This window comes from Pseudomonas citronellolis (assembly GCF_900112375.1).
Classification (GTDB): Bacteria; Pseudomonadota; Gammaproteobacteria; order Pseudomonadales; family Pseudomonadaceae; genus Pseudomonas; species Pseudomonas citronellolis.
This window is the reverse complement of record NZ_FOLS01000009.1, coordinates 184207-208849: the sequence shown is the minus strand read 5'-3', so window position 1 is coordinate 208849 and position 24643 is coordinate 184207. Positions and strand designations below refer to the sequence as shown.

18 protein-coding genes are annotated in these 24643 nt (G+C 68.6%); 12 read left to right on the top strand and 6 right to left on the bottom strand.

Annotated elements, in window-relative coordinates:
- Window positions 1-135: 135 nt before the first annotated feature.
- Genes BM060_RS11140 through BM060_RS11120 form a run of 5 tightly spaced genes read right to left on the bottom strand, consistent with a single transcriptional unit; the run spans window position 136 to window position 4760 of the window.
- The gene (locus BM060_RS11140; protein ID WP_074980049.1) at window positions 136-1014 is read right to left on the bottom strand and encodes a DUF1353 domain-containing protein; all 879 of its coding nucleotides are present in this window, start codon (window positions 1012-1014) and stop codon (window positions 136-138) included.
- A gap of 54 nt (window positions 1015-1068) precedes the next feature.
- The gene (locus BM060_RS11135; protein WP_074980046.1) at window positions 1069-1995 is read right to left on the bottom strand and encodes a 5-oxoprolinase subunit C family protein; all 927 of its coding nucleotides are present in this window, start codon (window positions 1993-1995) and stop codon (window positions 1069-1071) included.
- A complete protein-coding gene (gene pxpB / locus BM060_RS11130; protein ID WP_074980043.1) occupies window positions 1992-2705 on the bottom strand; it encodes a 5-oxoprolinase subunit PxpB in 714 nt (237 codons plus the stop codon). Before pxpB ends, BM060_RS11135 begins: the two co-directional genes overlap by 4 nt.
- Window positions 2702-3454 carry a 5-oxoprolinase subunit PxpA gene (locus BM060_RS11125; RefSeq protein ID WP_074980040.1) on the bottom strand — a complete coding sequence of 251 codons (753 nt, stop codon included), beginning with the start codon at window positions 3452-3454 and terminating at the stop codon, window positions 2702-2704. Before BM060_RS11125 ends, pxpB begins: the two co-directional genes overlap by 4 nt.
- Window positions 3455-3479: 25 nt before the next feature.
- Entirely contained in the window at window positions 3480-4760 is a 1281-nt protein-coding gene (locus BM060_RS11120) for an MFS transporter (protein WP_074980037.1), read from the bottom strand.
- Between the two features lie 215 nt (window positions 4761-4975).
- Between BM060_RS11120 and BM060_RS11115 the strand changes: the two genes are divergently transcribed.
- The 11 genes from BM060_RS11115 (at window position 4976) to pgaD (ending at window position 23593) form a co-directional block, all read left to right on the top strand.
- Entirely contained in the window at window positions 4976-5905 is a 930-nt protein-coding gene (locus tag BM060_RS11115) for a LysR family transcriptional regulator (protein WP_058071987.1), read from the top strand.
- A 99-nt stretch (window positions 5906-6004) separates the two neighbouring features.
- The gene (locus tag BM060_RS11110) at window positions 6005-6802 is read left to right on the top strand and encodes a putative hydro-lyase (RefSeq protein ID WP_074980035.1); all 798 of its coding nucleotides are present in this window, start codon (window positions 6005-6007) and stop codon (window positions 6800-6802) included.
- Between the two features lie 411 nt (window positions 6803-7213).
- The gene (locus BM060_RS11105; protein ID WP_074980032.1) at window positions 7214-8056 is read left to right on the top strand and encodes an ABC transporter substrate-binding protein; all 843 of its coding nucleotides are present in this window, start codon (window positions 7214-7216) and stop codon (window positions 8054-8056) included.
- Window positions 8057-8090: 34 nt separating this feature from the next.
- On the top strand, window positions 8091-9599 hold the full coding sequence (locus BM060_RS33535) for an amino acid ABC transporter permease/ATP-binding protein (protein ID WP_009621253.1): 1509 nt from the start codon (window positions 8091-8093) through the stop codon (window positions 9597-9599).
- Between the two features lie 12 nt (window positions 9600-9611).
- The gene (locus BM060_RS11095) at window positions 9612-10277 is read left to right on the top strand and encodes a GntR family transcriptional regulator (RefSeq protein ID WP_074980030.1); all 666 of its coding nucleotides are present in this window, start codon (window positions 9612-9614) and stop codon (window positions 10275-10277) included.
- Window positions 10278-10294: 17 nt separating this feature from the next.
- Window positions 10295-11146, top strand: coding sequence for an urea carboxylase-associated family protein (locus BM060_RS11090; protein ID WP_043267378.1), 852 nt, complete (start codon window positions 10295-10297; stop codon window positions 11144-11146).
- 289 nt (window positions 11147-11435) lie between these two features.
- Window positions 11436-16301: an NAD-glutamate dehydrogenase gene (locus BM060_RS11085; protein WP_074980027.1), complete on the top strand. Its 4866-nt coding sequence runs from the start codon at window positions 11436-11438 to the stop codon at window positions 16299-16301.
- Window positions 16302-17430: 1129 nt separating this feature from the next.
- Window positions 17431-19815, top strand: coding sequence for a poly-beta-1,6 N-acetyl-D-glucosamine export porin PgaA (gene pgaA / locus BM060_RS11080; protein ID WP_245322925.1), 2385 nt, complete (start codon window positions 17431-17433; stop codon window positions 19813-19815).
- 9 nt (window positions 19816-19824) lie between these two features.
- Window positions 19825-21828, top strand: a complete 2004-nt coding sequence (gene pgaB / locus BM060_RS11075) for a poly-beta-1,6-N-acetyl-D-glucosamine N-deacetylase PgaB (protein ID WP_074980024.1) — start codon at window positions 19825-19827, stop codon at window positions 21826-21828.
- Window positions 21825-23150, top strand: a complete 1326-nt coding sequence (gene pgaC, locus BM060_RS11070) for a poly-beta-1,6-N-acetyl-D-glucosamine synthase (RefSeq protein ID WP_074980021.1) — start codon at window positions 21825-21827, stop codon at window positions 23148-23150. Before pgaB ends, pgaC begins: the two co-directional genes overlap by 4 nt.
- Entirely contained in the window at window positions 23150-23593 is a 444-nt protein-coding gene (gene pgaD / locus BM060_RS11065) for a poly-beta-1,6-N-acetyl-D-glucosamine biosynthesis protein PgaD (RefSeq protein WP_074980018.1), read from the top strand. The genes pgaC and pgaD overlap by 1 nt, the downstream gene beginning before the upstream one ends.
- Window positions 23594-23599: 6 nt before the next feature.
- Here pgaD and BM060_RS11060 read toward each other — a convergent pair whose 3' ends face one another.
- Window positions 23600-23824, bottom strand: a complete 225-nt coding sequence (locus tag BM060_RS11060) for a hypothetical protein (RefSeq protein ID WP_074980016.1) — start codon at window positions 23822-23824, stop codon at window positions 23600-23602.
- 203 nt (window positions 23825-24027) lie between these two features.
- Between BM060_RS11060 and BM060_RS11055 the strand changes: the two genes are divergently transcribed.
- Window positions 24028-24561 carry a hypothetical protein gene (locus tag BM060_RS11055; protein WP_074980014.1) on the top strand — a complete coding sequence of 178 codons (534 nt, stop codon included), beginning with the start codon at window positions 24028-24030 and terminating at the stop codon, window positions 24559-24561.
- The last annotated feature ends 82 nt before the right edge of the window (window positions 24562-24643 follow it).

Sequence of the window (24643 nt, the reverse complement as noted above, 5' to 3'; positions counted from 1 at the left end):
CCAGAAAGCACGGGCGTAGGAGCGGACTCCGTCCGCGATTGGATTCACCGGCTACGCCGGACACCCCGGTGGCACGAACAGCCCCCTCTCCCGCTGCGGGAGAGGGTTGGGGTGACGGGCCCCGGAAAGGGACGCTTAGCCCTTGCCCGAATGAACCGCATCAGGCACCCCGAGCCGGGTTTCCCCCAGTGGCCCGGCGGCCGCGCCGGGGATCGGCGTCAGGCAGCGCAGCGGGCTGTTGCCGTTGCGCACCTGGCGCATCTTCGGCGCGCCGCCGAGCACCACCGCCAGGTAATAGACCCAGGCCAGCGGGCGGGGCATGCCGGCATTGCGCAGCATCCGCAGGAACAGGCGGTCGGCGCTGGCCTTGTCCAGCGGCGAGACGTTGAGGAACTGGTAGAGCGCGTCGTGCACCAGGCTGGCATGGTGCGCCACCGGCCAGAACACCTGCCTGCGGCGGATTTCGCCGTCGCGGATGCAGGCCACGTCTTCCAGGTGCTCCCACCAGTCCGGGGTGCCGAAGATCGCCAGCCAGTAGAAAGGCACCTTCGGCGAGCAACCATCCCAGGCGTAGGTGCGCGGTCGGTCGAAGTGGTAGCGCACCTCGCCGCGGGCCAGGTCGACCTCGCTGTGCCCAGGATTGACGATGATGCGCCCGTCGTGGATCACCAGCCACTCGCTATAGAGGAAACGGCCGCGGGCCTCTTCGCAGAACACCGTCAGCGGGAAGTCGATGTAGTTGACCCAGGGGCCGGGTCTGTCGCGGCTGCAGAAGCCCCAGCGTTCCACCGAGGCTGCCCGCGCGGCACGCACGCGCCGCAGGCGCTCGCGGCGGCCGACCAGTTGCGGCAGCAGCACGCCCAGGTACACCGGCAGCGCGCCGGCCAGCAGGTACTGCAGCAACAGCGGCTGCAGCAGCCAGGCCAGGCCCAGCAGGAGCAGGCCGAGCAGGGTGACCAGCAGGTTGGCGAGGTGGCGCAGCAGCGGGCGCTGCAACGGGGGAACGGCTTGCATGGCATCCTCCGTGATGTCTGGAAGATGCCATTGTGCCACTGTTGCTGGCCGGCTTCAGTCGACCTGTAGCCATTGCGCCAGCAGCTGCCGGTGCGCCGCCAGCGCCGCGGGTTGCACGCTGGGCCGCAGGCGCAGCTCGGCGCCCGGCAGGCATTGCGCCAGGCGCGCCAGGGCCCTGGGGCTGAGGGCGCCCAGGCGCGGGTAGCCGCCGATGGTCTGGCGGTCGTTGAGCAGCACGATCGGCTGGCCGTCCGGCGGCACCTGCACGGCGCCCAGGGGGATGCCCTCGGAGATCATCGGCCGGCCCAGGTATTGCAACGCCGGGCCGAGCAGGCGCATGCCCATGCGGTCGGCGCGCTGGTCGAGGGTCCAGGTGGCGTCGAAGGCGTCGAACAGGCTCTGCCCGGCGAAGTCGCCGGCCTGGGCGCCGAGCACCAGTTCCAGTTCCGCCGGGCCATCGTAGCGCGGCTGCTGCCGGACCTGCATATGGCGCTGCGGGGGCGCTCCGCCGGCGGCGCGCAGTTCGTCGCCGGCCATCAGCGGCTTGCCCTGGCCGTCGAGGCCGCCGAGCCCTTCGCGGACGACGGTGGCGCAACTGCCCAGAACCGCCTCGCCGAGGAAACCGCCGGGCGCCGCCAGGTAGGCGCGGGCACCGCGGAGTGGCTGGATGAAGGCCAGGCGTTGCCCGCTGCGCAGTTCGAAGGTCTGCCAGGGCGCCAGCGGCTGGCCGTCGATTTCCGCCGCCAGGTCCGCGCCGGCCAGGGCCAGGCGCACGTCGGCATGGGCGCGCAGGGTCACGCCGCCCAGGGGAATCTCCAGCACCGCCGCGTCCAGGCGGTTGCCCAGCAGCCAGTTGGCCCAGGCCTGGGCTTCCCAGTCCAGGGCGCCGCCCTGGGTCACGCCCAGATGGCGCACGCCGAAGCGGCCGCCGTCCTGCAGCTGGGCCAGCGGGGTGCTCTTTTCCACGTGGAGGATTTTCATGCCTGGCCCTCCTCGGCGGGCATGGGCGTGTCGTCGCCGCCCAGGCGGATGAATTCGGCGTGGTCGATGGCCTCGAAGCGCACCCGGTCGCCGGGTTGCAGTAGGCTGTAGCCGTCGCGCCCGCGGTCGAACAGGCGCGCCGGGGTACGCCCCAGCAGGTTCCAGCCGCCGGGGGAGGCCAGTGGGTAGGCGGCGGTCTGGCGCTCGGCGATGCCGACGCTGCCGGCGGCGACGCGCTGCCGCGGGGTGGCCAGACGCGGGGTGGCCAGGGCCGGCTCGACCAGGCCCATGAAGGCGAAGCCCGGGGCGAAGCCGAGGGCGAACACCTGGTAGGCGCGGCCGCTGTGGCGGCGGATCACCTCGGCCTCGCCCAGCCCGCTGTGCCGCGCCAGGCGCGCCAGGTCGGGGCCGACGCTGGGGTCGTACCACACCGGCAGGACCTGCTCGCGGCTGTTCTCGCCGGCCAGCGGCTGCAGGCCGTCGAGGGCGGCGAACAGGCGCTCGCGGATCGCCAGCGGCTCCAGCCGCAGTGGGTCGAAGCGCAGCATCAGGGTGGTATAGGAAGGCACCAGCTCCAGCAGCTCGTCGCCGAAGACCGCGCGCAGGCGCTGCGCGGCGGCCAGCAGCCAGGGCATGTTGGCTTCGTCGATGGTGTCGAACAGGCGCAGCATGTAGCTGTCCAGGGCGACCACTTCCAGGCGCGCTTTCATGCCGGCACCAGGGCGTCCAGGGCGGCGCGCAGCTGGCGCACGGCCTCCACCGAGCCGGGGTTGTCGCCGTGCACGCAGATGCTGTCGGCGCGCAGGCGCAGCGCGCTGCCGTCGCTGGCGCCGAGCGCCTCGCCGCGGGCCAGGGTCAGCGCCTGGGCGATCACCTGGCGGCTGTCGTGGTGCACCGCGCCGGGCAACTGGCGCGAGACCAGGTGGCCTTCGGGGGTGTAGGCACGGTCGGAGAAGGTCTCGAACCACAGGCGCAGGCCGAACTCGGCGGCCATGGCCAGGGCGCCCTGGTTGTCGCGGGTGGACAGCAGCATCAGCGGCAGCCCGCGGTCGTAGGCCGCGACCGCGCGCATCACCGCGCGCAGTTGTTCGGGCTTGCGCATCATGTCGTTGTACAGCGCGCCGTGCGGCTTGACGTAGCTCACCCGGGCGCCCTGGGCGCGGCAGATGCCGTCGAGGGCGCCGATCTGGTAGTGCAGCATGTCCTCGATCTCCTGCGCGCTGCATTCCAGCGAGCGGCGGCCGAAGCCGAGCAGGTCCGGGTAGCCGGGGTGGGCGCCGATGCGCACGTCGTGTGCCAGCGCCAGGGCCACGGTACGGCGCATGCTGCCGGGATCGCCGGCGTGGTAGCCGCAGGCGATGTTGGCGCAGTCGATGTACGGCATGACCTCGGCGTCCAGGCCCATTTTCCAGGCGCCGAAGCTTTCGCCGATGTCGCAGTTGAGCAGGGGGAGGTGCATGGTCGTCCTCGTAGGTCGCTGCGGTTCAGGGTTCCAGCTGCTTGCCGCGGGTTTCCGGCAGGCTCAGGGCGGCGAGGATGACCACGCCGTAGGACACCGCGGCGAAGCCGCCAATGCCCAGGCCCAGCGGCACGTGCTGGCTGATCATGCCGATGAGCATGGGGAAGAGCGCGGCGATGGCGCGCCCGGCGTTGTAGCAGAAGCCCTGGCCCGAGCCGCGGATGCGGGTGGGGAATAGTTCGGTGAGGAAGGCGCCCATGCCGCTGAAGATGCCCGAGGCGAAGAAGCCCAGGGGGAAGCCCAGCCAGAGCATGGCCGCGTTGGCGATCGGCAGCTGGGTGTAGAGCAGCACCACGATGAAGGAGCCGACCGCGAACAGGATGAAGTTCTTCTTGCGCCCCAGCAGGTCGGTGAGGAAGGCGCTGATCACGTAGCCGACGTAGGAGCCGAGGATGACCATGGCCAGGTAGCCGCCGGTGCCGAGTACGCTGAGATGGCGTTCGGTCTTCAGGTAGGTCGGCAGCCAGGAGGTGATGGCGTAGTAGCCGCCCAGGGCGCCGGTGGTGAGCAGAGAGGCGCGCAGGGTGATGCTGAGCATGCCGGGGGCGAAGATTTCGTGGAAGCCGATCTTTTCGCCGCTCTCCAGGGCCTTGGCGCGCTGGTAGACCTCCGGCTCCTTGACCAGGCGCCGGACGAACAGCACGAACAGCGCCGGCAGCAGGCCGAGGAGGAACAGCGCGCGCCAGGCGTACTCGGGCGGCAGCACGCTGAACAGCAGGGCATAGAGCAGGGCGGTGAGGCCCCAGCCCAGCGCCCAGCCGGACTGCACCAGGCCCACGGCCTTGCCGCGGTCGCGGGCGCGGATCACCTCGCCGATCAGCACCGCGCCGGCGGTCCACTCGCCGCCGAAGCCGAAGCCCATCAGGGTGCGCGCGATCAGCAACTGCTCGTAGTTCTGCGCCAGCCCGCAAAGGAAGGTGAAGAAGGCGAACCACAGCACCGTCAACTGCAGGGTGAGGACGCGGCCGATGCGGTCGGAGAGGATGCCGGCAACCCAGCCGCCGGCGGCGGAGGCCAGCAGGGTGAGGGTGTGGATCAGGCCCGCCTCGCCGGTGCTGATGCCCCACAGGGCGATCAGCGTGGGAATGACGAAGCTGAGCATCTGGGTATCCATGCCGTCCAGGCCGTAGCCGATCTTGCAGCTCCAGAAGGTCCGTCGTTCCTGCTTGTCCAGTTCACGGTACCAGCCGAAATAGCTCCCGCTGCCCACGTCGAGGGGGACGGCCGGGCTCGCCTGCTTTTCCATGGGGGATCTCCGCTCTTGCGTTCTTGGAATTGTTCTAGCGGCCGGTACCACATCTCGCCGTCGCCTGGGCCCGGATTCTTCGAGGCGCGGGGGCATGCGTCCAACTAATTTATGCGGTCGCCGGTGACAAGAATTTCCGATACCCGCCCCTGGCGCGGCATTCGCGGCGCCGGCGGGGCGGGGTTATGCTTGCGCGTCCCCGTCCGGTACCGGCCATGAACCTGAAATTCCTCGAGACCTTCGTCTGGGTCGCCCGCCTGAAGAGCTTCCGCCTCACCGCCGAGAAGCTCTTCAGCACCCAGGCGGCCATTTCCAGCCGTATCGCCGTGCTCGAAGGCGATCTGGGCGTGAAGCTGTTCGTTCGCGATTCCCGCGGCGTGACCCTGACCCCCGAGGGCCACCAGGTGCTGGAGTACGCCGAGCGCATGCTCGACACCGCGCAGTCGCTGCGCCAGGCCATAGACGCCGGCCGCGTCGGCCAGGGGCGTATCCGCATCGGCGCCATGGACACGGTCATCCACACCTGGCTCAGCCCCCTGGTGGCGCGTGGCATGGAGCGCTTCCCGGACCTCGAGATCGAGCTGATGGCGGACACCGCGATCAACCTCGCCGAGCAGTTGCGCAAGGGCTACCTGGACCTGATCTTCCAGACCGACGCCATCCGCCACGAATCGGTGCTCAACCTGGAGCTGGGCAGCTATCCGCTGCGCTGGGTGGTGCCCCGGGGCTCGCCCTACGACCGCGACTACACGGGGCTGGAGGACCTGTTCCGCGAACGCGTGCTGACCTTCTCCAAGCATTCGCGGCCGCACCTGGACCTGCTCACCATGCTCCAGGCCCGCGACGTCAGCCTGCCGCGCCTGAACTGCGTGAACTCGGTGGCGGCGATGACGCGCCTGGTGCGCGATGGCTTCGGCATAGGCGCGCTGCCGCCGGCGCTGGTGGTCCAGGAGCTGGAGCGCGGCGAACTGCGGGTGCTGGACGTGGAGCCGTCGCCGCCGGAGCTGCCATTGGTGGCCTCCTGGCGCGGCGGCAGCGGCCTGGAGCTGGTGGAGCAGGTGGTGGAAATGAGCCGGACGGTGCTCGCCGACTATGCGGCCGGCGCCGGCGAGTCGCGCATCGTGCTGCTGCCGGCGGGCCGCTGAATCAATTTTTCCGATGCCCGGGGACGGAAACTATTTGTTGGACGGCCTCGGCGCTGGCCGACTAGAACAGGGGCCTTGTCCACCATCAGGAGACCGCCGATGACCCCGGCCCAGCCCCACGATCTCGCCTCCCTGAGCCCGCTCGAACTGCGCCGGCTGATCCGCCGCGGCGACTACGCCGGGCACACCAGCGGCCTCGGCCAGCGCCACCTGCAGGCCAATATCGTGATCCTGCAGCGTTCCTGGGCCGACGAGTTCCTGCGCTTCTGCGTGCTCAACCCGCGCGCCTGCCCGCTGCTGGACGTCACCGAGCCCGGCTCGCCGCGCTTCCACAAGCTCGGCGTCGACATCGACGTGCGCAGCGACGTGCCGCTGTACCGCGTGTATCGCCGCGGCCAGCCCCACCGCGAAACGAGCGACATCGGCGAGCTGTGGGAGGCCGACTTCGTCGCCTTCGCCATCGGCTGCTCGTTCTCCTTCGAGCAGGCGCTGCAGGACGAAGGCATCGCCCTGCGGCACGTCGAGCAGGGGCGCAACGTGGCCATGTACCGCACCCATCTCGCCAACACCCCCTCCGGGCGCCTGGCCGGCCACATGGTGGTGTCGATGCGCCCGCTGAAGGCCGCCGACGCGGTGCGCGCCAGCCTGATCACCGGGCGTTTCCCGCTGACCCATGGCGCCCCGGTGCACATCGGCGACCCGGCGCTGATCGGCATCGCCGACCTGCAAGCGCCGGACTACGGCGAGCCGGTGGCCCTGGCCGCCGACGAACTGCCGGTGTTCTGGGCCTGCGGCGTCACCCCGCAGGCGGTGCTGGCCGAGGCCGAGCCGGAGCTGTTCATCACCCATGCGCCGGGCTGCATGCTGGTCAGCGACCTGCTCTACGGCCAGCTCTGAGTCCCGCGCCCAGGGCGCCTGTTGCGGGGGAAGCTCGGTTGCCTGGGCGCCCCCGCTACCCTTGCATGCCCGCTACCGCGCAGAGGCCATCCACGCCTGGCTCAGCCCGCAGGCGGCACGGATAACGGAGCGTTTCCCGGCGTGTTACCGGCCACCTTAGGCCGTGCAGCCTGCTCGTTGCCTGGTTTGTCGCTGTTACCGCCGGGGCGCTGGGTAGCCTTTCGCTAGCACGCTGCTCCATTTGGTAACGCCCGCCCCGTAGTGGGGCATGTGGGGGCCGGCACTTCCCCCGAAAGAGCGGATTTTTTCCTTCCCAACGCCATTTTCAGTCGGCCTTCTTATTAATTGGCATTAAGTTTGATAACTCGTAACGGAAATATTGTTGAACAATCACCATGCGAGGGCTTCACCATGAAACAGCGATTTGCAGGCAAGGCGGGCTGGCTGGCGGCACTGGCGTTGCCCGGCGTACTGGCGCTGGCCGCACCGGCCATGGCGGCGGTAACCGGCACCCTGGAGGAGGGCCGCTTGAGCATCGGCTCGGACCTCACCTACCCACCCTACGCCTACCTCGAGCAGAGCCAGCCCGCCGGCTTCGACCCGGAGTTCATGAGGGCGCTGGGCAAGCAGTTGCAGCTGCAGCCGGAGTTCCGCGACACCCGCTTCGCCAACCTGGTGATGGGCGTCAACGCGCGGCGCTTCGACGTGGTCGCCTCGGCGCTCTACGTCACCCCCGAGCGCGCCCGCCAGGTGGACTTCCTGCCGTACCTGAAGAGCGGCGCCTCGCTGATGGTGCGCAGCGACGACGACTTCCGCCCGCAGCGCGCCGAGGACCTGTGCGGCAAGCGCGTGGCCTCGATCAAGGGCGGCTCGTGGATTCCCAAGCTGCTGGAGGTCTCGCGCGACTACTGCGAGGCACAGGGCAAGCCGGCGATCCAGTCGCGCGAGTTCCCCACCTCGCCCGAGGCCGCCCAGGCGCTGCTGGCCAAGGCGGTGGACGTGCAGTTCGAGAACGCCGCGGTGGCCAAGATCACCGCCGAGAAGCTGCAGGGCCGCCTGCAGATCGCCTCCCGCGAGCTGATCTACCCGGTGGTCATCGGCCTGGCCGTGCGCAAGGACAACGGCGAACTGCTCGACGGCCTGCGCCAGGGCTTCGAGGCCATGAAGCAGGACGGCGAATACCAGGCCCTGCTGGCGCGCTACAACCTCGCCGAACCGAGCGCGGCGGACGTCGCCCAGGCGCTGGGAAACTGAACCGACGACCGGCCGAGCAATACGGAGCAAGAACATGCATTTCGATTGGCACTATGCCCTGGGCCTGCTGTGGAACGCCGATTTCTGGCGCGCGGTGGGCACCGTGGTGGAGCTGAGCCTGGAAACCTGGCTGCTGGGCATCGTCCTCGGCTTCCTGGTGGCCCTGGCCCGGCAATCGTCGCGGCGCTACCTGCGCGACGCGGCGGCGCTGTACATCTGGTTCTTCCGCAGCCTGCCGCTGCTGGTGCTGCTGATCTTCGTCTACAACCTGCCGCAGGTCTTCCCCGGCACCAGCGCGCTGCTCTCCAACCCTTACGGCGCTGGGCTGATCGCCATGGTCCTGAGCGAGACGGCCTATATCGCGGAAATCCATCGCGGCGGCCTGCTGGCGATCGCCAAGGGCCAGCTGGAGGCCGGCAAGGCGCTGGGCATCGGCTACCGCGGCGTGCAGTGGCTGATCGTGATTCCCCAGGCGCTGCGCGTGGCGTTGCCGACCCTGGCCAACGAGTACATCACCATCGTCAAGCTGACCTCGCTGGTCTCGGTGATTTCCCTCAGCGAAATCCTGTTGGTCGGCCAGCAGCTCTACACGCAGAACTTCCTGGTGATGGAGACCATGCTGGCGGTGGCCTTCTACTATGTGTTCATCGTCACCGTGTTCAGCTACCTGCTGCGGCGCCTGGAGAACCATCTCGACGTCACCCGCCGGCAGCCGCGCCCGGTGCCGGTCGGCGAGCTGCCGGCGGTGGTTTCGCGGCGCAGCGAGGCCAGCGCCGGGCAGGGCGCCTTCGCCCTGCAGGTGCGTGGGGCGCGCAAGCACTACGGCCAGTTGGAGGTGCTCAAGGGCATCGACCTCGACGTGCGCTGGGGCGAGGTGGTGTCGATCATCGGCCCCTCGGGTTCGGGCAAGACCACCCTGATCCGCACCCTCAACGGCCTGGAAGCGCTCGACCAGGGCGAGGTGACTCTCTGCGGCAAGCCGTTCCTGCGCGGCGCGCGCGAGCCGGGCGGGCCGCTGGGCAACAAGGTGCACATGCAGGGCATCGTCCAGGTCGGCATGGTGTTCCAGGGCTTCAACCTGTTCCCGCACAAGACGGTGTTGGAGAACGTCATGCTCGCCCCGCACCACCATGGTCACGCCGACGCCGCCGAGCTGCGCCAGCTGAGTCTGGCGCTGCTGAACAAGGTGGGCATGCTCGAACACGCCGGCAAGTACCCGCACCAGCTCTCCGGCGGCCAGCAGCAGCGCGTGGCCATCGCCCGCGCGCTGGCCATGCGCCCGGCGGTGATGCTGTTCGACGAGCCGACCTCGGCGCTGGACCCGGAGCTGGTCGGCGACGTGCTGGCGGTGATCGAGGAGCTGGCCAAGGAGGGCATGACCATGGTCATCGTCACCCACGAAATGAACTTCGCCTTCCGTCTGTCCGACCGCGTGGTGTTCATGGAGGCCGGGCGCATCGTCCAGGCCGGGCCGCCGCGCGAGCTGCTGGAGCAGCGCAGCGAGCGCATGGGGCGGTTCCTCAAGGACGTCCAACTGGCCTGAGGAGGGCCGCAGATGAAAAACAAAGATGCCGGCGGCCTGTCGCTGTCGGCCCAGGTCGCCAACGAACTGCGCGAGGACATCATCGGCGGGCGCCTGCTGCCGGGCATGGCGCTGGTCGAGAGCGAGCTGGTGAAGGGCTACAACGCCTCGCGCAACACCATCCGCGAGGCCCTGCACCAGCTCGGCCGCGAGGGCCTGGCCACCTACGTGCGCAACAAGGGCGTGATGGTGCGCCGCCTGGGCCTGGCCGAGGTGCGCGACATCTTCCTGGTGCGGCGCACCCTGGAGCTGCAGGCGATCCTCGCCAGCAAGCCGCTGCGCGAGTACCAGTCCGACCGCATGCTGGAGGCCATAGAGGCCGCCGAGCTGGCCCAGGATCGCGAGGACTGGCAGGCCTTCGGCACCCACAGCCTGCACTTCCACCAGCACATCGTCGGGCTGATGCGCAGCCCGCTGTTCGACGAGTTCTTCGCCAACGTCGCGGCGCAGATGCGCCTGGTGTTCTCCCTCGCGCCCAACGAGGAGAACTTCCAGCGCCCCTGGATCGACCGCGACCGGCACATCCACGACCTGCTCGGCGCCGGCCGCAAGCACGAGGCGGCGGAGGCCATGGCCAGCTACCTCGAGGATTCCGAAAACGCGCTGCTGGACCTGCTCAGCACGCCCCACTCCCTCTGAACCAGGAGACACCGAACATGTACAAGGACTATCCCGCCGCCTACCAGGCCAACAAGGGTTCCGCCCTGCAGGTGGACAAGGCGTTCTACGACCGCCTGCGCGAGGACAAGGGCGCGCGCAGCCTGATCGAGCAGTTCGAGGTGCCGATCCGCACCGGCCGCGCCTGGAAGGTGCCGGCCGGGCACCTGTTCCGCGTCACCACCCCGGTGGGCCCGCAGGTCGGCGACTTCAACGTGTGGAACGCCAACGACCCGCGCGAGCGCATGTGGGCCGCACGCACCCGCCAGCTGCAGGGCGCCCACGTCAGCACCTACGACCGCCTGTGGTCGAACCTGCCGTTCCTCCGCCCGCTGCTGACCATCACCGACGACAGCCTGGCCGCCTACGGCATCGACGAGCACGGCGGGCGCGTGCACGACCTGCTGGGCACGCGCTGCGACCCCTACGTCAACAAGATGCTCACCGGCGAGGACTTCCACCACCATTGCCACTCGAACCTGACCCGCGCGGTGCTGCCCCACGGCCTCACCGAGTTCGACGTGCACGACGTGCTGAACATCTTCCAGTGCACCGGCCTGAACCACGACGACATGTACTTCATGAAGGCCTGCCCGGCGAAGCAGGGCGACTACCTGGAGTTCTTCGCCGAGATCGACGTGCTCTGCGCGCTGTCCACCTGCCCGGGCGGCGACCTGTCGCTGCCCATGTGGGGCCCCGAGGCGCAGGACCCGTTGAGCGTCTGCCGCCCGCTGGGCGTGGAGATCTACCGCGTCGAGCCGGCCCTGCTCGAAGGCTGGCAGCCGCCGCAGCGCGCGGCCTACGACGGCCTCCACGGCCTGCGCCTGCAGAAGCCCGACTGGGAGCGCTGAGCCCGCCGCGACGGGCGTGCCGGCCAGCGGCCGGCACGCCCCGTTACCCCTGCATGAACGAATATGTCGCGGCTTGGTAATCCCATTGCCGCGCCGTCTCGTTAAGCTCCGCAAGTGAATCGTGACCGGGCGGTCCGGCCGCCTACCTGGATGCTTCCCCTGCCTGGATTAATGCCCAGCATCTGCTGAACTTCATCGGAAGACGGTGGCTCGGCGCCACTCCCGGGGCGATTCGCAGCTCGAGAAAGCCCTTGCTTCACCCAATGACAAGCCAAGCGGAGCATTGACCATGGCGTTCTTCACCGCGGCCAGCAAAGCCGATTTCCAGCAGCAACTGCAATCGGCCCTGGCGCAGCACGTCGGCGAAAAGGTGCTGCCACAAGTAGCCCTGTTCGCCGAACAGTTCTTCAGCCTCATCTCCCTCGACGAATTGACCCAGCGCCGCCTGTCCGACCTGGTCGGCTGCACCCTGTCCTCCTGGCGCCTGCTGGAGCGCTTCGACCCGGCCGAGCCGGAAGTGCGCGTGTACAACCCCGACTACGAGAAGCACGGCTGGCAGTCCACGCACACCGCCGTGCAGGTGCTGCACCCGGACCAGCCGTTCCTGGTCGACTCGGTGCGCATGGAGCTGAACCGCCGCGGCTACAGCATCCACACCCTGCAGACCACCGTGGTCAGCGTGCGCCGCAACGCCAAGGGCGAGCTGCTGGAAGTGCTGCCGAAGAACAGCCAGGGCAAGGACGTGCGCCATGAGTCGCTGATGTACCTGGAGATCGACCGCGCCTCCCACGTCGGCGAGCTGCGCACCCTGGAGAAGACCCTGCTGGAAGTGCTGGGCGAGGTGCGCCTGGCGGTGGCCGACTTCCCGGCCATGCGCGGCAAGGCCGAGGAACTGCTGGCCTGGCTCGGCAAGTCGAAGGCCAAGGCCCGCGCCGAGGAGACCGCCGAGGTCCGCGCCTTCCTCGAATGGCTGCTGGACAACCACTTCACCTTCCTCGGCTACGAGGAATTCACCGTGGTCGACGAGGGCGACGGCGGCCGGGTGAACTACGACGAGAAGTCCTTCCTCGGCGTGACCAAGCTGCTGCGCACCGGCCTGAGCAAGGAAGACCTGCACATCGAGGACTACGCGGTGGCCTACCTGCGCGAGCCGCTGCTGCTGTCCTTCGCCAAGGCCTCGCACCCCAGCCGCGTGCACCGCCCGGCCTACCCGGACTACGTGTCCATCCGCGAGATCGACGCCAAGGGCAAGGTACTGCGCGAATTCCGCTTCATGGGCCTGTTCACCTCCTCGGTGTACAACGAGAGCGTCAGCCACATCCCGTCGATCCGCGGCAAGGTCGCCGAGGTCGAGCGCCGCTCCGGCTTCGACGCCAACGGCCACCTGGGCAAGGAGCTGGCCCAGGTGCTGGAAGTGCTGCCGCGCGACGACCTGTTCCAGACGCCGGTGGACGAGCTGTACAGCACCGCCATGGCCATCGTGCAGATCCAGGAGCGCAACAAGATCCGCCTGTTCCTGCGCAAGGACCCGTACGGCCGCTTCGCCTACTGCCTGGCCTACGTGCCGCGCGACATCTATTCCACCGAGACGCGGATCAAGATCGAGCAGGTCCTGCGCGAGCGCCTGAAGGCCAGCGACTGCGAGTTCTGGACCTTCTTCTCCGAATCCACCCTGGCGCGGGTGCAGTTCATCCTGCGGGTGGACCCGAAGACGCGCATCGACATCGACACCAAGCTGCTCGAGGAAGAGGCCATCCAGGCCTGCCGTTCCTGGCAGGACGACTACGCCGCGCTGGTGGTGGAGAACTTCGGCGAAGGGCAGGGCACCAACATCCTCGAGGACTTCCCCAAGGGCTTCCCGGCCGGCTACCGCGAGCGCTTCGCCCCGCACTTCGCGGTGGTCGACCTGCAGCACCTGCTCAGCCTGTCCGATGCCCGCCCGCTGGTGATGAGCTTCTACCAGCCGCTGGCGCAGAGCGAGCAGCAGCTGCACTGCAAGCTGTACCACGCCGACGCGCCGCTGGCGCTGTCCGACGTGCTGCCGATCCTGGAGAACCTCGGCCTGCGCGTGCTCGGCGAGTTCCCCTACCGCCTGCGCCACGCCAACGGCCGCGAGTACTGGATCCACGACTTCGCCTTCACCTACGCCGAAGGCCTGGACGTGGACATCCAGCAGCTCAATGAAATCCTCCAGGACGCCTTCATCCACATCGTCAACGGCGACGCCGAGAACGACGCCTTCAACCGCCTGGTGCTGACCGCCAGCCTGCCGTGGCGCGACGTCGCCCTGCTGCGCGCCTACGCCCGCTACCTCAAGCAGATCCGCCTGGGCTTCGACCTGGGCTACATCGCCAGCGCGCTGAACGCCCACGTGGACATCGCCCGCGAACTGGTGCGGCTGTTCAAGACGCGCTTCTACCTGGCCCGCAAGCTCACCGCCGAGGACCTGGAAGACAAGCAGCAGAAGCTCGAACAGGCCATCCTCAGCGCCCTGGACGACGTCCAGGTGCTCAACGAGGACCGCATCCTGCGGCGCTACCTGGACCTGATCAAGGCCACCCTGCGCACCAACTTCTACCAGCCCGACGCCGCCGGCCAGAACAAGAGCTACTTCAGCTTCAAGTTCAACCCCAAGGCGATCCCCGAACTGCCCAAGCCGGTGCCCAAGTACGAAATCTTCGTCTACTGCCCGCGGGTGGAAGGCGTGCACCTGCGCGGTGGCAAGGTCGCCCGCGGCGGCCTGCGCTGGTCCGACCGCGAGGAGGACTACCGCACCGAAGTGCTCGGCCTGGTCAAGGCCCAGCAGGTGAAGAACGCGGTGATCGTCCCGGTCGGCGCCAAGGGCGGCTTCATCCCGCGGCGCCTGCCGGTGGGCGGCAGCCGTGACGAGATCCAGGCCGAGGCCGTCGCCTGCTACCGCATCTTCATCTCCGGCCTGCTGGACATCACCGACAACCTCAAGGAGGGCGAGGTGGTGCCGCCGGCCAACGTGGTGCGCCACGACGAGGACGACCCCTACCTGGTGGTGGCCGCCGACAAGGGCACCGCGACCTTCTCCGACATCGCCAACGGCATCGCCGCCGAGTACGGCTTCTGGCTGGGCGACGCCTTCGCCTCCGGCGGCTCGGCCGGCTACGACCACAAGGGCATGGGCATCACCGCCCGCGGCGCCTGGGTCTCGGTGCAGCGGCACTTCCGCGAGCGCGGCATCGACGTGCAGAAGGACAGCGTCACCGTCATCGGCATCGGCGACATGGCCGGCGACGTGTTCGGCAACGGCCTGCTGATGTCCGACAAGCTGCAACTGGTGGCCGCCTTCAACCACCTGCACATCTTCCTCGACCCCAACCCGGACCCGGCGGTGAGCTTCGCCGAGCGCCAGCGCCTGTTCAACCTGCCGCGCTCGGCCTGGTCGGACTACGACGCCTCGCTGATCTCCGCCGGCGGCGGCGTGTTCCCGCGTAGCGCCAAGAGCATCACCCTGAGCCCCGAGGTGCGCGCGCGCTTCGACATCCAGGCCGAGCGCCTGACCCCCACCGAGCTGATCAACGCCCTGCTCAAGGCGCCGGTGGACCTGTTGTGGAACGGCGGCATCGGCACCTACGTCAAGTCCAGCAAGGAAAGCCACGCCGACGTCGGCGACAAGGCCAACGACGCCCTGCGCGTGGACGGCCGCGAGCTGCGCGTGAAGGTGGTGGGCGAGGGCGGCAACCTGGGCGTGACCCAGCTCGGCCGCGTCGAGTTCGGCCTCAACGGCGGCGCCTGCAACACCGACTTCATCGACAACGCCGGTGGCGTGGACTGTTCCGACCACGAGGTCAACATCAAGATCCTGCTCAACGAGGTGGTGGCCGCCGGCGACATGACCGGCAAGCAGCGCAACGTGCTGCTCGCCGAGATGACCGAGCAGGTCGGCGACCTGGTGCTGGGCAACAACTACAAGCAGACCCAGGCGCTGAGCCTGGCCGAACGCCGCGCCCGCGAGCGCATCGCCGAGTACAAGCGGCTGATGAGCGACCTGGAGGCGCGCGGCAAGCTCGACCGCGCCCTGGAGTTCCTGCCCAACGACGAGGCCCTGGCCGAACGCATCGCCGCGGGCCAGGGGCTGACCCGCGCCGAGCTGTCGGTGCTGATCTCCTACAGCAAGATCGACCTCAAGGAATCGCTGCTCAAGTCGCTGGTGCCGGACGACGACTACCTCACCCGCGACATGGAAACGGCCTTCCCGCAGACTCTGGTGGCCAAGTTCGGCACGGCCATGCGCCGGCACCGGCTGAAGCGCGAGATCGTCAGCACGCAGATCGCCAACGACCTGGTCAACCACATGGGCATCACCTTCGTGCAGCGCCTGAAGGAGTCCACCGGCATGACCCCGGCCAACGTCGCCGGCGCCTACGTGATCGTCCGCGACGTGTTCCACCTGCCGCACTGGTTCCGCCAGATCGAGCAGCTCGACTACCAGGTGCCGGCGGAAGTCCAGCTGACCCTGATGGACGAACTGATGCGCCTGGGCCGTCGCGCCACCCGCTGGTTCCTGCGCAGCCGCCGCAACGAGCAGGACGCCGCCCGCGACGTGGCCCACTTCGGCCCGCGCATCGCCGCCCTGGGCCTGAAGCTCAACGAACTGCTCGAAGGCCCGACCCGCGAGCTGTGGCAGGCGCGCTACCAGGCCTACGTCGACGCCGGCGTGCCGGAACTGCTGGCGCGCATGGTCGCCGGCACCAGCCACCTCTATACCCTGCTGCCGATCATCGAGGCGGCGGACGTCACCGGCCGCGACCCGGCCGACGTGGCGCGCGCCTACTTCGCCATCGGCAGCGAGCTGGAGCTGACCTGGTACCTGCAGCAGATCAGCAACCTGCCGGTGGAGAACAACTGGCAGGCGCTGGCCCGCGAAGCCTTCCGCGACGACCTCGACTGGCAGCAGCGGGCGATCACCGTCTCGGTGTTGCAGATGCAGGACGGCCCGCAGGACATGGGCGAGCGCGTGGCGCTGTGGATCGACCAGCACCGCGAAATGGCCGAGCGCTGGCGCGCCATGCTGGTGGAACTGCGTGCCTCCACCAGCACCGACTACGCCATGTACGCGGTGGCCAACCGCGAACTGCTGGACCTGGCGCAGAGCAGCCAGCACGGCGCGAGCGTCGCTGCCTGATGCCCGCCGGCTGAGCCGGTCGTTGTTCCCGAGCCCCGCCTTGTGCGGGGCTTTTTTTGCCCGGACGTCAGGTGGGGAGCTGCCTTGCCGCTTTTCGTAGGATGGGTTGAGCCTTGGCGAAACCCATGCGGCCATGGCGATGGGTATCGCTTCGCTCAACGCCATCCTACGACGGCCCCACCCACACCATTTCCATGTAGGAGCGCGCCCTGCGCGCGAATCGCGGACAGAGTCCGCTCCTACCATACCGGCGGGCACGGCTTCTCGTAGGAGCGAGCTTGCTCGCGAACAGATTCCGCTGCGGGGCTCATTCGCGAGCAAGCTCGCTCCTACGAAGAGCCCCGCGGCGCGGCCTATGGAGAAGGAGAACCACCGTCGTAGCAGCGGACCTTGTCCGCGATAGCCAGACATATCGGCGCGGTTCGCGGATAGGATCTCCTACCCCACACCCACCTCCGATCCCACCTGTAGGAGCGCGCCCTGCGCGCGAATCACGGGCAGGACCTGGGCACGGCTTCTCGTAGGAGCGAGCTTGCTCGCGAACAGACTCCGCTGCGGGGGGGCTCATTCGCGAGCAAGCTCGCTCCTACGAGGAAATGTCGCCCGAAGGATCCGTTTGAGATCCTTTCGCGTTTCACTCTATTTCGAAATGTTTGGTTACATTTCTGGCCGCTCTTTCGGAAGGAACGGCTATGGTCAATGGCTATTAGCCATCTTTCGACAGTTTTCCGGAAGACAGGAATCAATGTCGATATTTATCGATATTCAAGGTCCCGAATGACATGTATGGCTAAGCCGTAGCTTGCCTCCGTCAAAAAATCGCTTTGCCAGGTTTTGCCCTTGTTCGTCAATTTACTGGCTTTTATCCGGATAGGCTGGGTGGATCGCTGTAGGACGTCAGCGTTTTTTCACGAACGGCAGTTGACTAAATTCTGACGGAAAGCTTTTCTTCTCGCCTGAATGTCAATAAACCGGCATGCGGCGGCTGCGTCAGTTATCGACAGAGTGTCGGCTTTCGCGCGGCTTCCATGCAGTTAGGGATGATTGCTTCGTGGTGCCCAAAACTTCCTTGTCCTTCCTTGCTTCACGGCCGCTCCCGCGAGGGCTGTCCCTTGGCGGGTGCCTGGCCGTGCTGCTGCTCGGCAGCGCCTGGGCCCAGGCCGCCGAGGATTACGACCAACTCGTGCGCGAGGCCCGCGCCGGCAATTACCAGCCGGCCTTGCAGCGCCTGCGGCAGAGCCCCGACGACCCCGCGCGCCTGGACGATCACCTGATCATCGCCGGCTGGGCGGGACTGGACGAGGAGGTGCTGCAGACCTACCAGCGCCATCATCAGGCGCGGTTGTCCAGCGGCGCCTGGGCCTCGGTGGCGCGGGCCTATCGCAACCTCAAGCGCTGGCCCCAGGCATTGGAGGCCTACCGTCGCGGCCTGGCCGCCTACCCCGGCGACCAGGTCCTGCTGCAAGGCCAGGCGATGACGCTGGTGGATGCCGGGCGTGGCGCCGAGGCGCTGCAGAAGGCCGCGGCCCTGGTCGCCGCCGCGCCGCGCGATGCCGAGCGGCGCCTGGCCCTGGCCTATGTCCACCAGCAGATGGGCGAGCCCTATGCGGCGCTGTTCCAGGTGGACCAGGCCCGCCAACTGGCCCCGCAGCAAAGCCGCGTGCTCAGCGAATACGTCGATGCCTTGCAGGCCGCCGGCCTGCCGCGCCAGGCGCTGGCCTTCGGCGAGCGCCACCCCGGCGTGCTGTCGGCGGCGCAGCAGCGCAGCCTGCAGGCCGACCGCGTCGCCGAGCTGGTGCGCCTGGCGGAAGTGTCGCCCCTGCGCGACAGCGAGCGCTTCGTGGTCGCTGACCGGGCCATCGCCCTGGCCGACCAGTCCCTCGCGCAATGGGCCAGAGACCCGGCCGCGGCACAGGAGGTGCGCCGGGTGCGCATCGACCGCCTGGGCGGCCTCTATGCCCGGGCGCGCATGGCCGAGGTGGTCGAGGAATACGAGCGGCTGCATGCCGAGGGCGTGCAACTGCCGCCCTACGCCCTGCGCTGGGTCGCCGGCGCCAGCCTGTACCAGCGCCAGCCGGAGCGGGCCGCGGAACTCTACCGCCAGGTGATCGCCAGCGAGAACGACAAGGACAGCGACTGGATGGACGACCACCAGGGGCTGTTCTACGCCCTGGTGGAAAGCGAGCAACTCGACGACCTGTCTGTCCTGTCCGACGACCTGGTGGCGCAGCAGCCGATGCGCCTGCATCCGCCGGGCATGGGCGTGGCCCTGCCCAACGACGACTGGCTGGAGGCCCGCCTGCTGCAGGCCAACGGCCGGCTGTACCGCAACGACCTGCCGACGGCGCAGCAGGACTACGAAAGCCTGGTGGACGGCGCGCCGGACAACTCCCGGCTGCGCACCGGCCTGGCCAGCACCTACCTGTCCCGCGGTTGGCCGCGGCGCGCCGAAGACCAGCTGAAGATCGCCGAAAGCACCGACCCGCGCGGCGTGGCCCTGGAAACCGAGCAGGGCATGGTGGCGCGCGAGCTGCAGGAATGGCGGCAGCTGGACCTGCTGGCCGACGACGTCATCCAGCGCTTCCCCGAACAGTTGCAGGCCCAGCGCCTGGACTACCTGCGCCAGGTCCACCACATGGCCGAGCTGCGCATCAGCGCCTACGGCGGCCATGCCAACGGCGGCGAGGTCAACGGCAGCCGCGACCTGGGCTTTGACAGCGTGCTCTACAGCCCGCCCATCGCCGACCACTGGCGCCTGTTCGGCGGCGCCGGCTATGCCACCGGCGATTTCGAGGAAGGCACCGGGCACTACCGCTGGCAGCGCGTCGGCACCGAGTGGACCGGGCGCAACACCACGCTGGAGGCGGAGGTGTCGCATAACGATTACGGCGACGGCGACAAGCTGGGCCTGCGGCTGTCCGGCGTCCACGACATCGACGACCAATGGCAGTACGGCTGGAGCGCCGCGCGCCTGTCCCGCGAGACACCGCTGCGGGCGCTCAACAGCGGCATCCGCTCCGACCGCCTGGACGGCTACCTGCGCTGGCGCCAGAACGAGCAGCGCGAATGGCGCCTGGCCTATTCACCCTCGCACTTCAGCGACGGCAACATGCGCCACGAACTCGCCCTCACCGGCAGCCAGCGTGTCTACAGCTCGCCCTACCTGGTGGCGGACCTGGGCCTGGAGGTTTCCGGCAGCCGCAACAGCAAGTCGGAGGACGTCCCCTATTTCAACCCGAAGTCGGACTTGCTGCTGCTGCCCAGCCTGAACCTGGAGCACACCCTCTACCGCCGCTACCAGACGCGCTGGACCCAGCAGGGCCAGCTCGGCGCCGGCAGCTACAGCCAGCAGCACCACGGCACCGGCGCCGTCGGCCTGCTCGGCTACGGCCAGCGCCTGAGCCTGGACGACCGCTTCGACGCAGGCTTCAACCTGTCCGCTGTCAGCCGCCCCTACGACGGCGACCGCGAACTGGACTACCGCCTGGTCTTCGACCTCAGCTACCGCTTCTAGGACCCGAACATGAGAGCCACCTACCGTTTCCTGCTGTTGGGGCTGGCGCTGCTGATCGGGGCTTGCGCCAGCGAGGCGCCCCCCTTCGTCGAGCCGGCGCAACGCACCCTCGCCGCCAACGAGAAGCCCTGGCCGTCGGGGCGCATCCTGACCCTGGCCTACCACGAGATCGCCGACAGCGACGCCAACCAGGCCTTCATGACCGTGCGCACCGCCAACCTGGTGGACCAACTGGCCTGGCTGCACGAGCAGGGCTTCCAGGCGATTTCCGTGGACCAGCTGCTGGCCGCCCGCGCCGGCCGCGGCAGCCTGCCGGAGAAACCGCTGCTGCTGAGCTTCGACGACGGCTACAGCAGCTTCTACCAGCGCGTGCTGCCGATCCTGAAGGCCTACGACTGGCCGGCGATCATGGCGCCGGTGGGCGTCTGGCTGGATACCCCAGACCAGCAGCGCGTGGACTTCGGCGGCCTGGCGGTGGAGCGCCGGCGCTTCCTCACCCGCCAGCAGCTCGCGGAAATCGCCCGGTCCGGCCTGGTGGAAATAGGCGCGCACACCGAGGCCCTGCACTTCGGCGGCCCCGGCAACCCGCAGGGCAGTCAGCTGCCGGCAGCGGCCAACCGCCTGTACCTGGCCAATGCCGGGCGCTACGAAACCGAGGCCGAATACCGCAACCGCGTGGGCATCGACGTCAAGCGCATCAGCCGCACCCTGCAGGGCATCACCGGCAAGGCGCCGCGGGTGTGGGTGTGGCCCTACGGCGCGGCCAGCGGCACCGCCTTGCAGGTGGTCGGCGACGACGGCTACGCCCTGGCCCTGACCCTCGAGGACGGCCTGGGCAGCATCGACCACCTGGACAACCTGCCGCGCTTCCTGCTCAACGGCGACCCCAACCTGCATCACTTCACCTCGGCCATCAGCCGCGTCCAGGCGCAGGATAACCTGCGCGTCGCCCACGTCGACCTGGACTACGTCTACGATCCCGACCCGCAGCAGATGGAGGCCAACCTCGGGCAACTGGTGCAGCGCATCGCCGACCTGCGCATCAACACCGTGTTCCTCCAGGCCTATGCCGACCCGGTGGGCGATGGCACGGTGAAAGCGCTGTACTTCCCCAACCGGCACCTGCCGATGCGCGCCGACCTGTTCAACCGCGCCGCCTGGCAGCTGCGCACCCGCGCCGGCGTGGAAGTGTTCGCCTGGATGCCGGTGCTGGCCTTCGACCTGTCGCCGCAGCTGCCGCGGGTGCAGCGCTGGGACCCGCACAGCGGGCGCCTGGAGATCGACCCGCAGCAGTACCGGCGGCTGTCGCCGTTCGACCCCGAAGTACGCCGGCAGATCAGCGAGATCTACGAGGACCTGGCCGGGCACGCCGCCTTCGCCGGCCTGCTGTTCCACGACGACGCGCTGTTCTCCGACTTCGAGGATGCCGGGCCCCAGGCGCTGGCGGCCTACCGCGCAGCCGGCCTGCCGGGCGACATCGCCAGCCTGCGCGGCGATGCGCAGACGCTGCAGCGCTGGACGCGCTTCAAGAGCCGCTACCTCATCGACTTCACCCGCCAGCTTGCCGAGCGCGTGCGCGCCATCCGCGGCCCGCAGGTGCAGACGGCGCGCAACATCTATGCGCTGCCGATCCTCGAACCGCAGAGCGAAGCCTGGTTCGCGCAGAACCTGGACGACTTCCTGGCCGCCTACGACTGGACCGCGCCCATGGCCATGCCGCTGATGGAGGGCGTGCCCCTGGAGCAGTCCGAGGCCTGGCTGCAGCGCCTGGTGCGCGAAGTGGCCAAGCGCCCCGGCGCGCTGCAGCGCAGCGTCTTCGAACTGCAGGCGCGCGACTGGCGCGAGGGGCGCGAGGCGCCCATAGACGCCGCGCAGTTGCGGCGCTGGATGCACCGCCTGCAGTGGGAGGGCGTGCGCAGCTTCGGTTACTACCCGGACGATTTCGTCAACGACCAGCCCGAACTCAAGGCGCTGCGTCCGGCCATCTCCAACGCCTGGTACCCCGAGCCATGATCGATCGCATCGTTGCCTTGCTGGTCCTGCTGCTGTTGCTCGGCGGCCCGATCGGCGTAGCCATCGTCCTCACCGGCGAGATACTGCTGAACTTCGTGTTCTTCTATCCACTGTTCATGTCGGCCCTGTGGATGGCCGGCGGCATCTACTTCTGGGCGCACTGGGAACGCCACTGGGCCTGGCCGGAGGACGTCCCGCAACTGGAGGGCGAGCCGCTGGTGTCGATCCTGATCCCCTGCTTCAACGAGGGCGACAACGCCGCCGACACCATAGGCGCGGCCCTCGCGCAGCACTATCCGAACATCGAAGTCATCGCCATCAATGACGGTTCCTCCGACAACACCGCGCAGGTGCTCGATGCCCTGGCCGAAGGCGAGCCGCGGCTGCGCGTGCTGCACCTGGCGCAGAACCAGGGCAAGGCCGTGGCCCTGCGCATGGGCGCGCTGGCCGCGCGCAGCGAGTATTTGGTGTGCATCGACGGCGACGCGCTGCTCGACCCCAACGCCGCGGCCTACCTGGTGGCCCCGCTGATCGACAACCCGCGGGTCGGCGCGGTGACCGGCAACCCGCGCATCCGCACGCGCTCGACGCTGATCGGCCGCGTCCAGGTCGGCGAGTTCTCCTCGATCATCGGCCTGATCAAGCGCACCCAGCGCGTCTACGGGCGGGTCTTCACCGTCTCCGGCGTGGTCGCCGCGTTCCGCCGCACGGCCCTGGCGCGGGTCGACTACTGGAGCACGGACATGATCACCGAGGACATCGACATCAGCTGGAAGCTGCAGCTGGATCACTGGTCGATCTTCTACGAGCCGCGCGCGCTGTGCTGGATCCTCATGCCCGAGACCCTCCGCGGCCTGTGGAAGCAGCGCCTGCGCTGGGCGCAGGGCGGGGCCGAGGTGCTGCTGAAGAACATCCGCAGCATCTGGACCTGGCGCTACCGCTACATGTGGCCGCTGCTCATCGAGTTCAGCCTGTCGGCGGCCTGGGCCTTCACCTTCCTGCTGTCGATCCTGCTCTGGGCGCTCGGCCTGGTGGTCGAGATGCCGCCCAGCCTGCGCGTCGCCGACATAGTGCCGCCGGCCTTCACCGGGCTGCTGCTGGCCTGCGTGTGCCTGCTGCAGTTCGCCCTGAGCCTGCTGATCGAGCGGCGCTACGAGCGTCACCTGGCGAGTTCGCTGTTCTGGGTGATCTGGTACCCCTTCGCCTTCTGGCTGGTCACCTTGCTGACCACCCTGGTGAGTTTCCCCAAGGTGATGCTCAAGGCGCGCCAGACCCGGGCGCGCTGGACCAGCCCCGACCGTGGCATCAAGAGGAGTTCGTGATGAACCTGATCAAGACACCGCAGCACTGGCTGCCCCGGAGCCTGGATGTTCTGCTGACCCTGTGCGCCTGGGCGGTCTTCGTCTGGCTGATGGAGCGCGGCATCGCCAGCCTGCTCGCCAGCGGCTGGCGAGGGCCGCGCCTGGACTGGGGCGGGCAGTTCCTGCAGACGCTCGATACGCTGATGGTCTATGTGCTGTGCAGCGCCTTGATCGCCGCGCTGCTGGTGTCCTGGGCCCGCTACAACCAGATTCGCGCGGCGCGCTACGAGCGCCGCTCACGCATGCCCGACCTGTCCCGGCAGGCGCTGTCGCGCAGCTTCAACATCAGTGGCGATACCCTGGCCCGCCTGCACGGGGCCCAGGTGGTGACCCTGCACAACGACGAGCATGGCAACCTGGTGTGGGTGGAGAACCCGGCGGAGATGGAAGTCGAGGCGCCCTGAGCGGCCTCAGCTGCCGGTGTCGTCGTTGCGCTCGTGGTGCGGTTCGGTCAGGGCGCGGCGGTAGCGCGCGTAGAGGTCGCTGTCCATGTTGCTGGCGCTGAGGATCTTCAGGGCGAAGGCCTTGACCTCGGCGTCGCTGTACGCCCGCTGGGGCTCGGTGGCGGCCGGTTGCGCGGCGCAGCCCACCAGCACGGGGACGGCCAGCACCAGGCTGGAAAGGGATCGGAACATGGCGGGTTCACCCGGGGCATGGAAAGTGGGAATGGACTAAGGCTAGCGATGGCCCGCCGGCCTGGGAAATCATCCCGGTCGATAGTCGCTATCGTCCGAGCCGACTTCCGACACCCGGGAGCGCCAATAGGTTCCGGCGGCCCAGCAAGCCGGGCCGAATCCGGCTATCCTTCGCGGCCTTCGCCACTTCCCGGGACCGCGCCATGAAAGAACAGCTCGTCGAACTCCTCACCCTGATCAGCTCCGGCTGCATGGGCGCGGAGGAAATCCGCCAGATCGCCGAGGATGCCGCCGCGGCCTACGCCGACCCCGAGGCCTTCCTCGCCGCCAACCCGGACATCAACTACGACGACAGCTTCCCCATCCCGCTGGGCGAGTGGGTGGTGGTCGGCAGCCTGCCGGACATCGTGCTGTTCCAGGGCGATGACTACAAGGAACTGTTCGAAGGCATCCGCGCCTCGTTCGACGCCAGCGTGAACTTCGTGCTGCAGGCCAAGCAGCTGCACAAGGCCGAGCCGCTCGCCGCGCTGAAGCGCATCCAGGTGCAGCTCGGCGCGCTCTATCCGGAAAAGGGCGGCTACGTGCTGCTGGACTTCAGCGAACCGCTGGATGACGAGCTGCAGGCGGTGCTGGTGTACCGCTGCGACCTGGAAAAGGTCATGGCCCTGTGCCTGGAAATCGGCATTCCGGCGGCGCCGGCCTACGAGAGCCTGGTCGAGGCCAGCCGGGAAGAGTGATGCCCCCTCGGCCGCCGTCCTTCCGGCGGCCCCTGCCAGGGAAAAACGCCCTGGCTATTCTCCAGGCACGGCGGATGACCGC

Bases quoted from the DNA above. Each gene is read 5' to 3' on its own strand.
- BM060_RS11140 (WP_074980049.1), bottom strand. From the start codon at position 1,014: ATGCAAGCCGTTCCCCCGTTGCAGCGCCCGCTGCTGCGCCACCTCGCC.
- BM060_RS11135 (WP_074980046.1), bottom strand. From the start codon at position 1,995: ATGAAAATCCTCCACGTGGAAAAGAGCACCCCGCTGGCCCAGCTGCAG.
- pxpB (WP_074980043.1), bottom strand. From the start codon at position 2,705: ATGAAAGCGCGCCTGGAAGTGGTCGCCCTGGACAGCTACATGCTGCGC.
- BM060_RS11125 (WP_074980040.1), bottom strand. From the start codon at position 3,454: ATGCACCTCCCCCTGCTCAACTGCGACATCGGCGAAAGCTTCGGCGCC.
- BM060_RS11120 (WP_074980037.1), bottom strand. From the start codon at position 4,760: ATGGAAAAGCAGGCGAGCCCGGCCGTCCCCCTCGACGTGGGCAGCGGG.
- BM060_RS11115 (WP_058071987.1), top strand. From the start codon at position 4,976: ATGAACCTGAAATTCCTCGAGACCTTCGTCTGGGTCGCCCGCCTGAAG.
- BM060_RS11110 (WP_074980035.1), top strand. From the start codon at position 6,005: ATGACCCCGGCCCAGCCCCACGATCTCGCCTCCCTGAGCCCGCTCGAA.
- BM060_RS11105 (WP_074980032.1), top strand. From the start codon at position 7,214: ATGAAACAGCGATTTGCAGGCAAGGCGGGCTGGCTGGCGGCACTGGCG.
- BM060_RS33535 (WP_009621253.1), top strand. From the start codon at position 8,091: ATGCATTTCGATTGGCACTATGCCCTGGGCCTGCTGTGGAACGCCGAT.
- BM060_RS11095 (WP_074980030.1), top strand. From the start codon at position 9,612: ATGAAAAACAAAGATGCCGGCGGCCTGTCGCTGTCGGCCCAGGTCGCC.
- BM060_RS11090 (WP_043267378.1), top strand. From the start codon at position 10,295: ATGTACAAGGACTATCCCGCCGCCTACCAGGCCAACAAGGGTTCCGCC.
- BM060_RS11085 (WP_074980027.1), top strand. From the start codon at position 11,436: ATGGCGTTCTTCACCGCGGCCAGCAAAGCCGATTTCCAGCAGCAACTG.
- pgaB (WP_074980024.1), top strand. From the start codon at position 19,825: ATGAGAGCCACCTACCGTTTCCTGCTGTTGGGGCTGGCGCTGCTGATC.
- pgaC (WP_074980021.1), top strand. From the start codon at position 21,825: ATGATCGATCGCATCGTTGCCTTGCTGGTCCTGCTGCTGTTGCTCGGC.
- pgaD (WP_074980018.1), top strand. From the start codon at position 23,150: ATGAACCTGATCAAGACACCGCAGCACTGGCTGCCCCGGAGCCTGGAT.
- BM060_RS11060 (WP_074980016.1), bottom strand. From the start codon at position 23,824: ATGTTCCGATCCCTTTCCAGCCTGGTGCTGGCCGTCCCCGTGCTGGTG.
- BM060_RS11055 (WP_074980014.1), top strand. From the start codon at position 24,028: ATGAAAGAACAGCTCGTCGAACTCCTCACCCTGATCAGCTCCGGCTGC.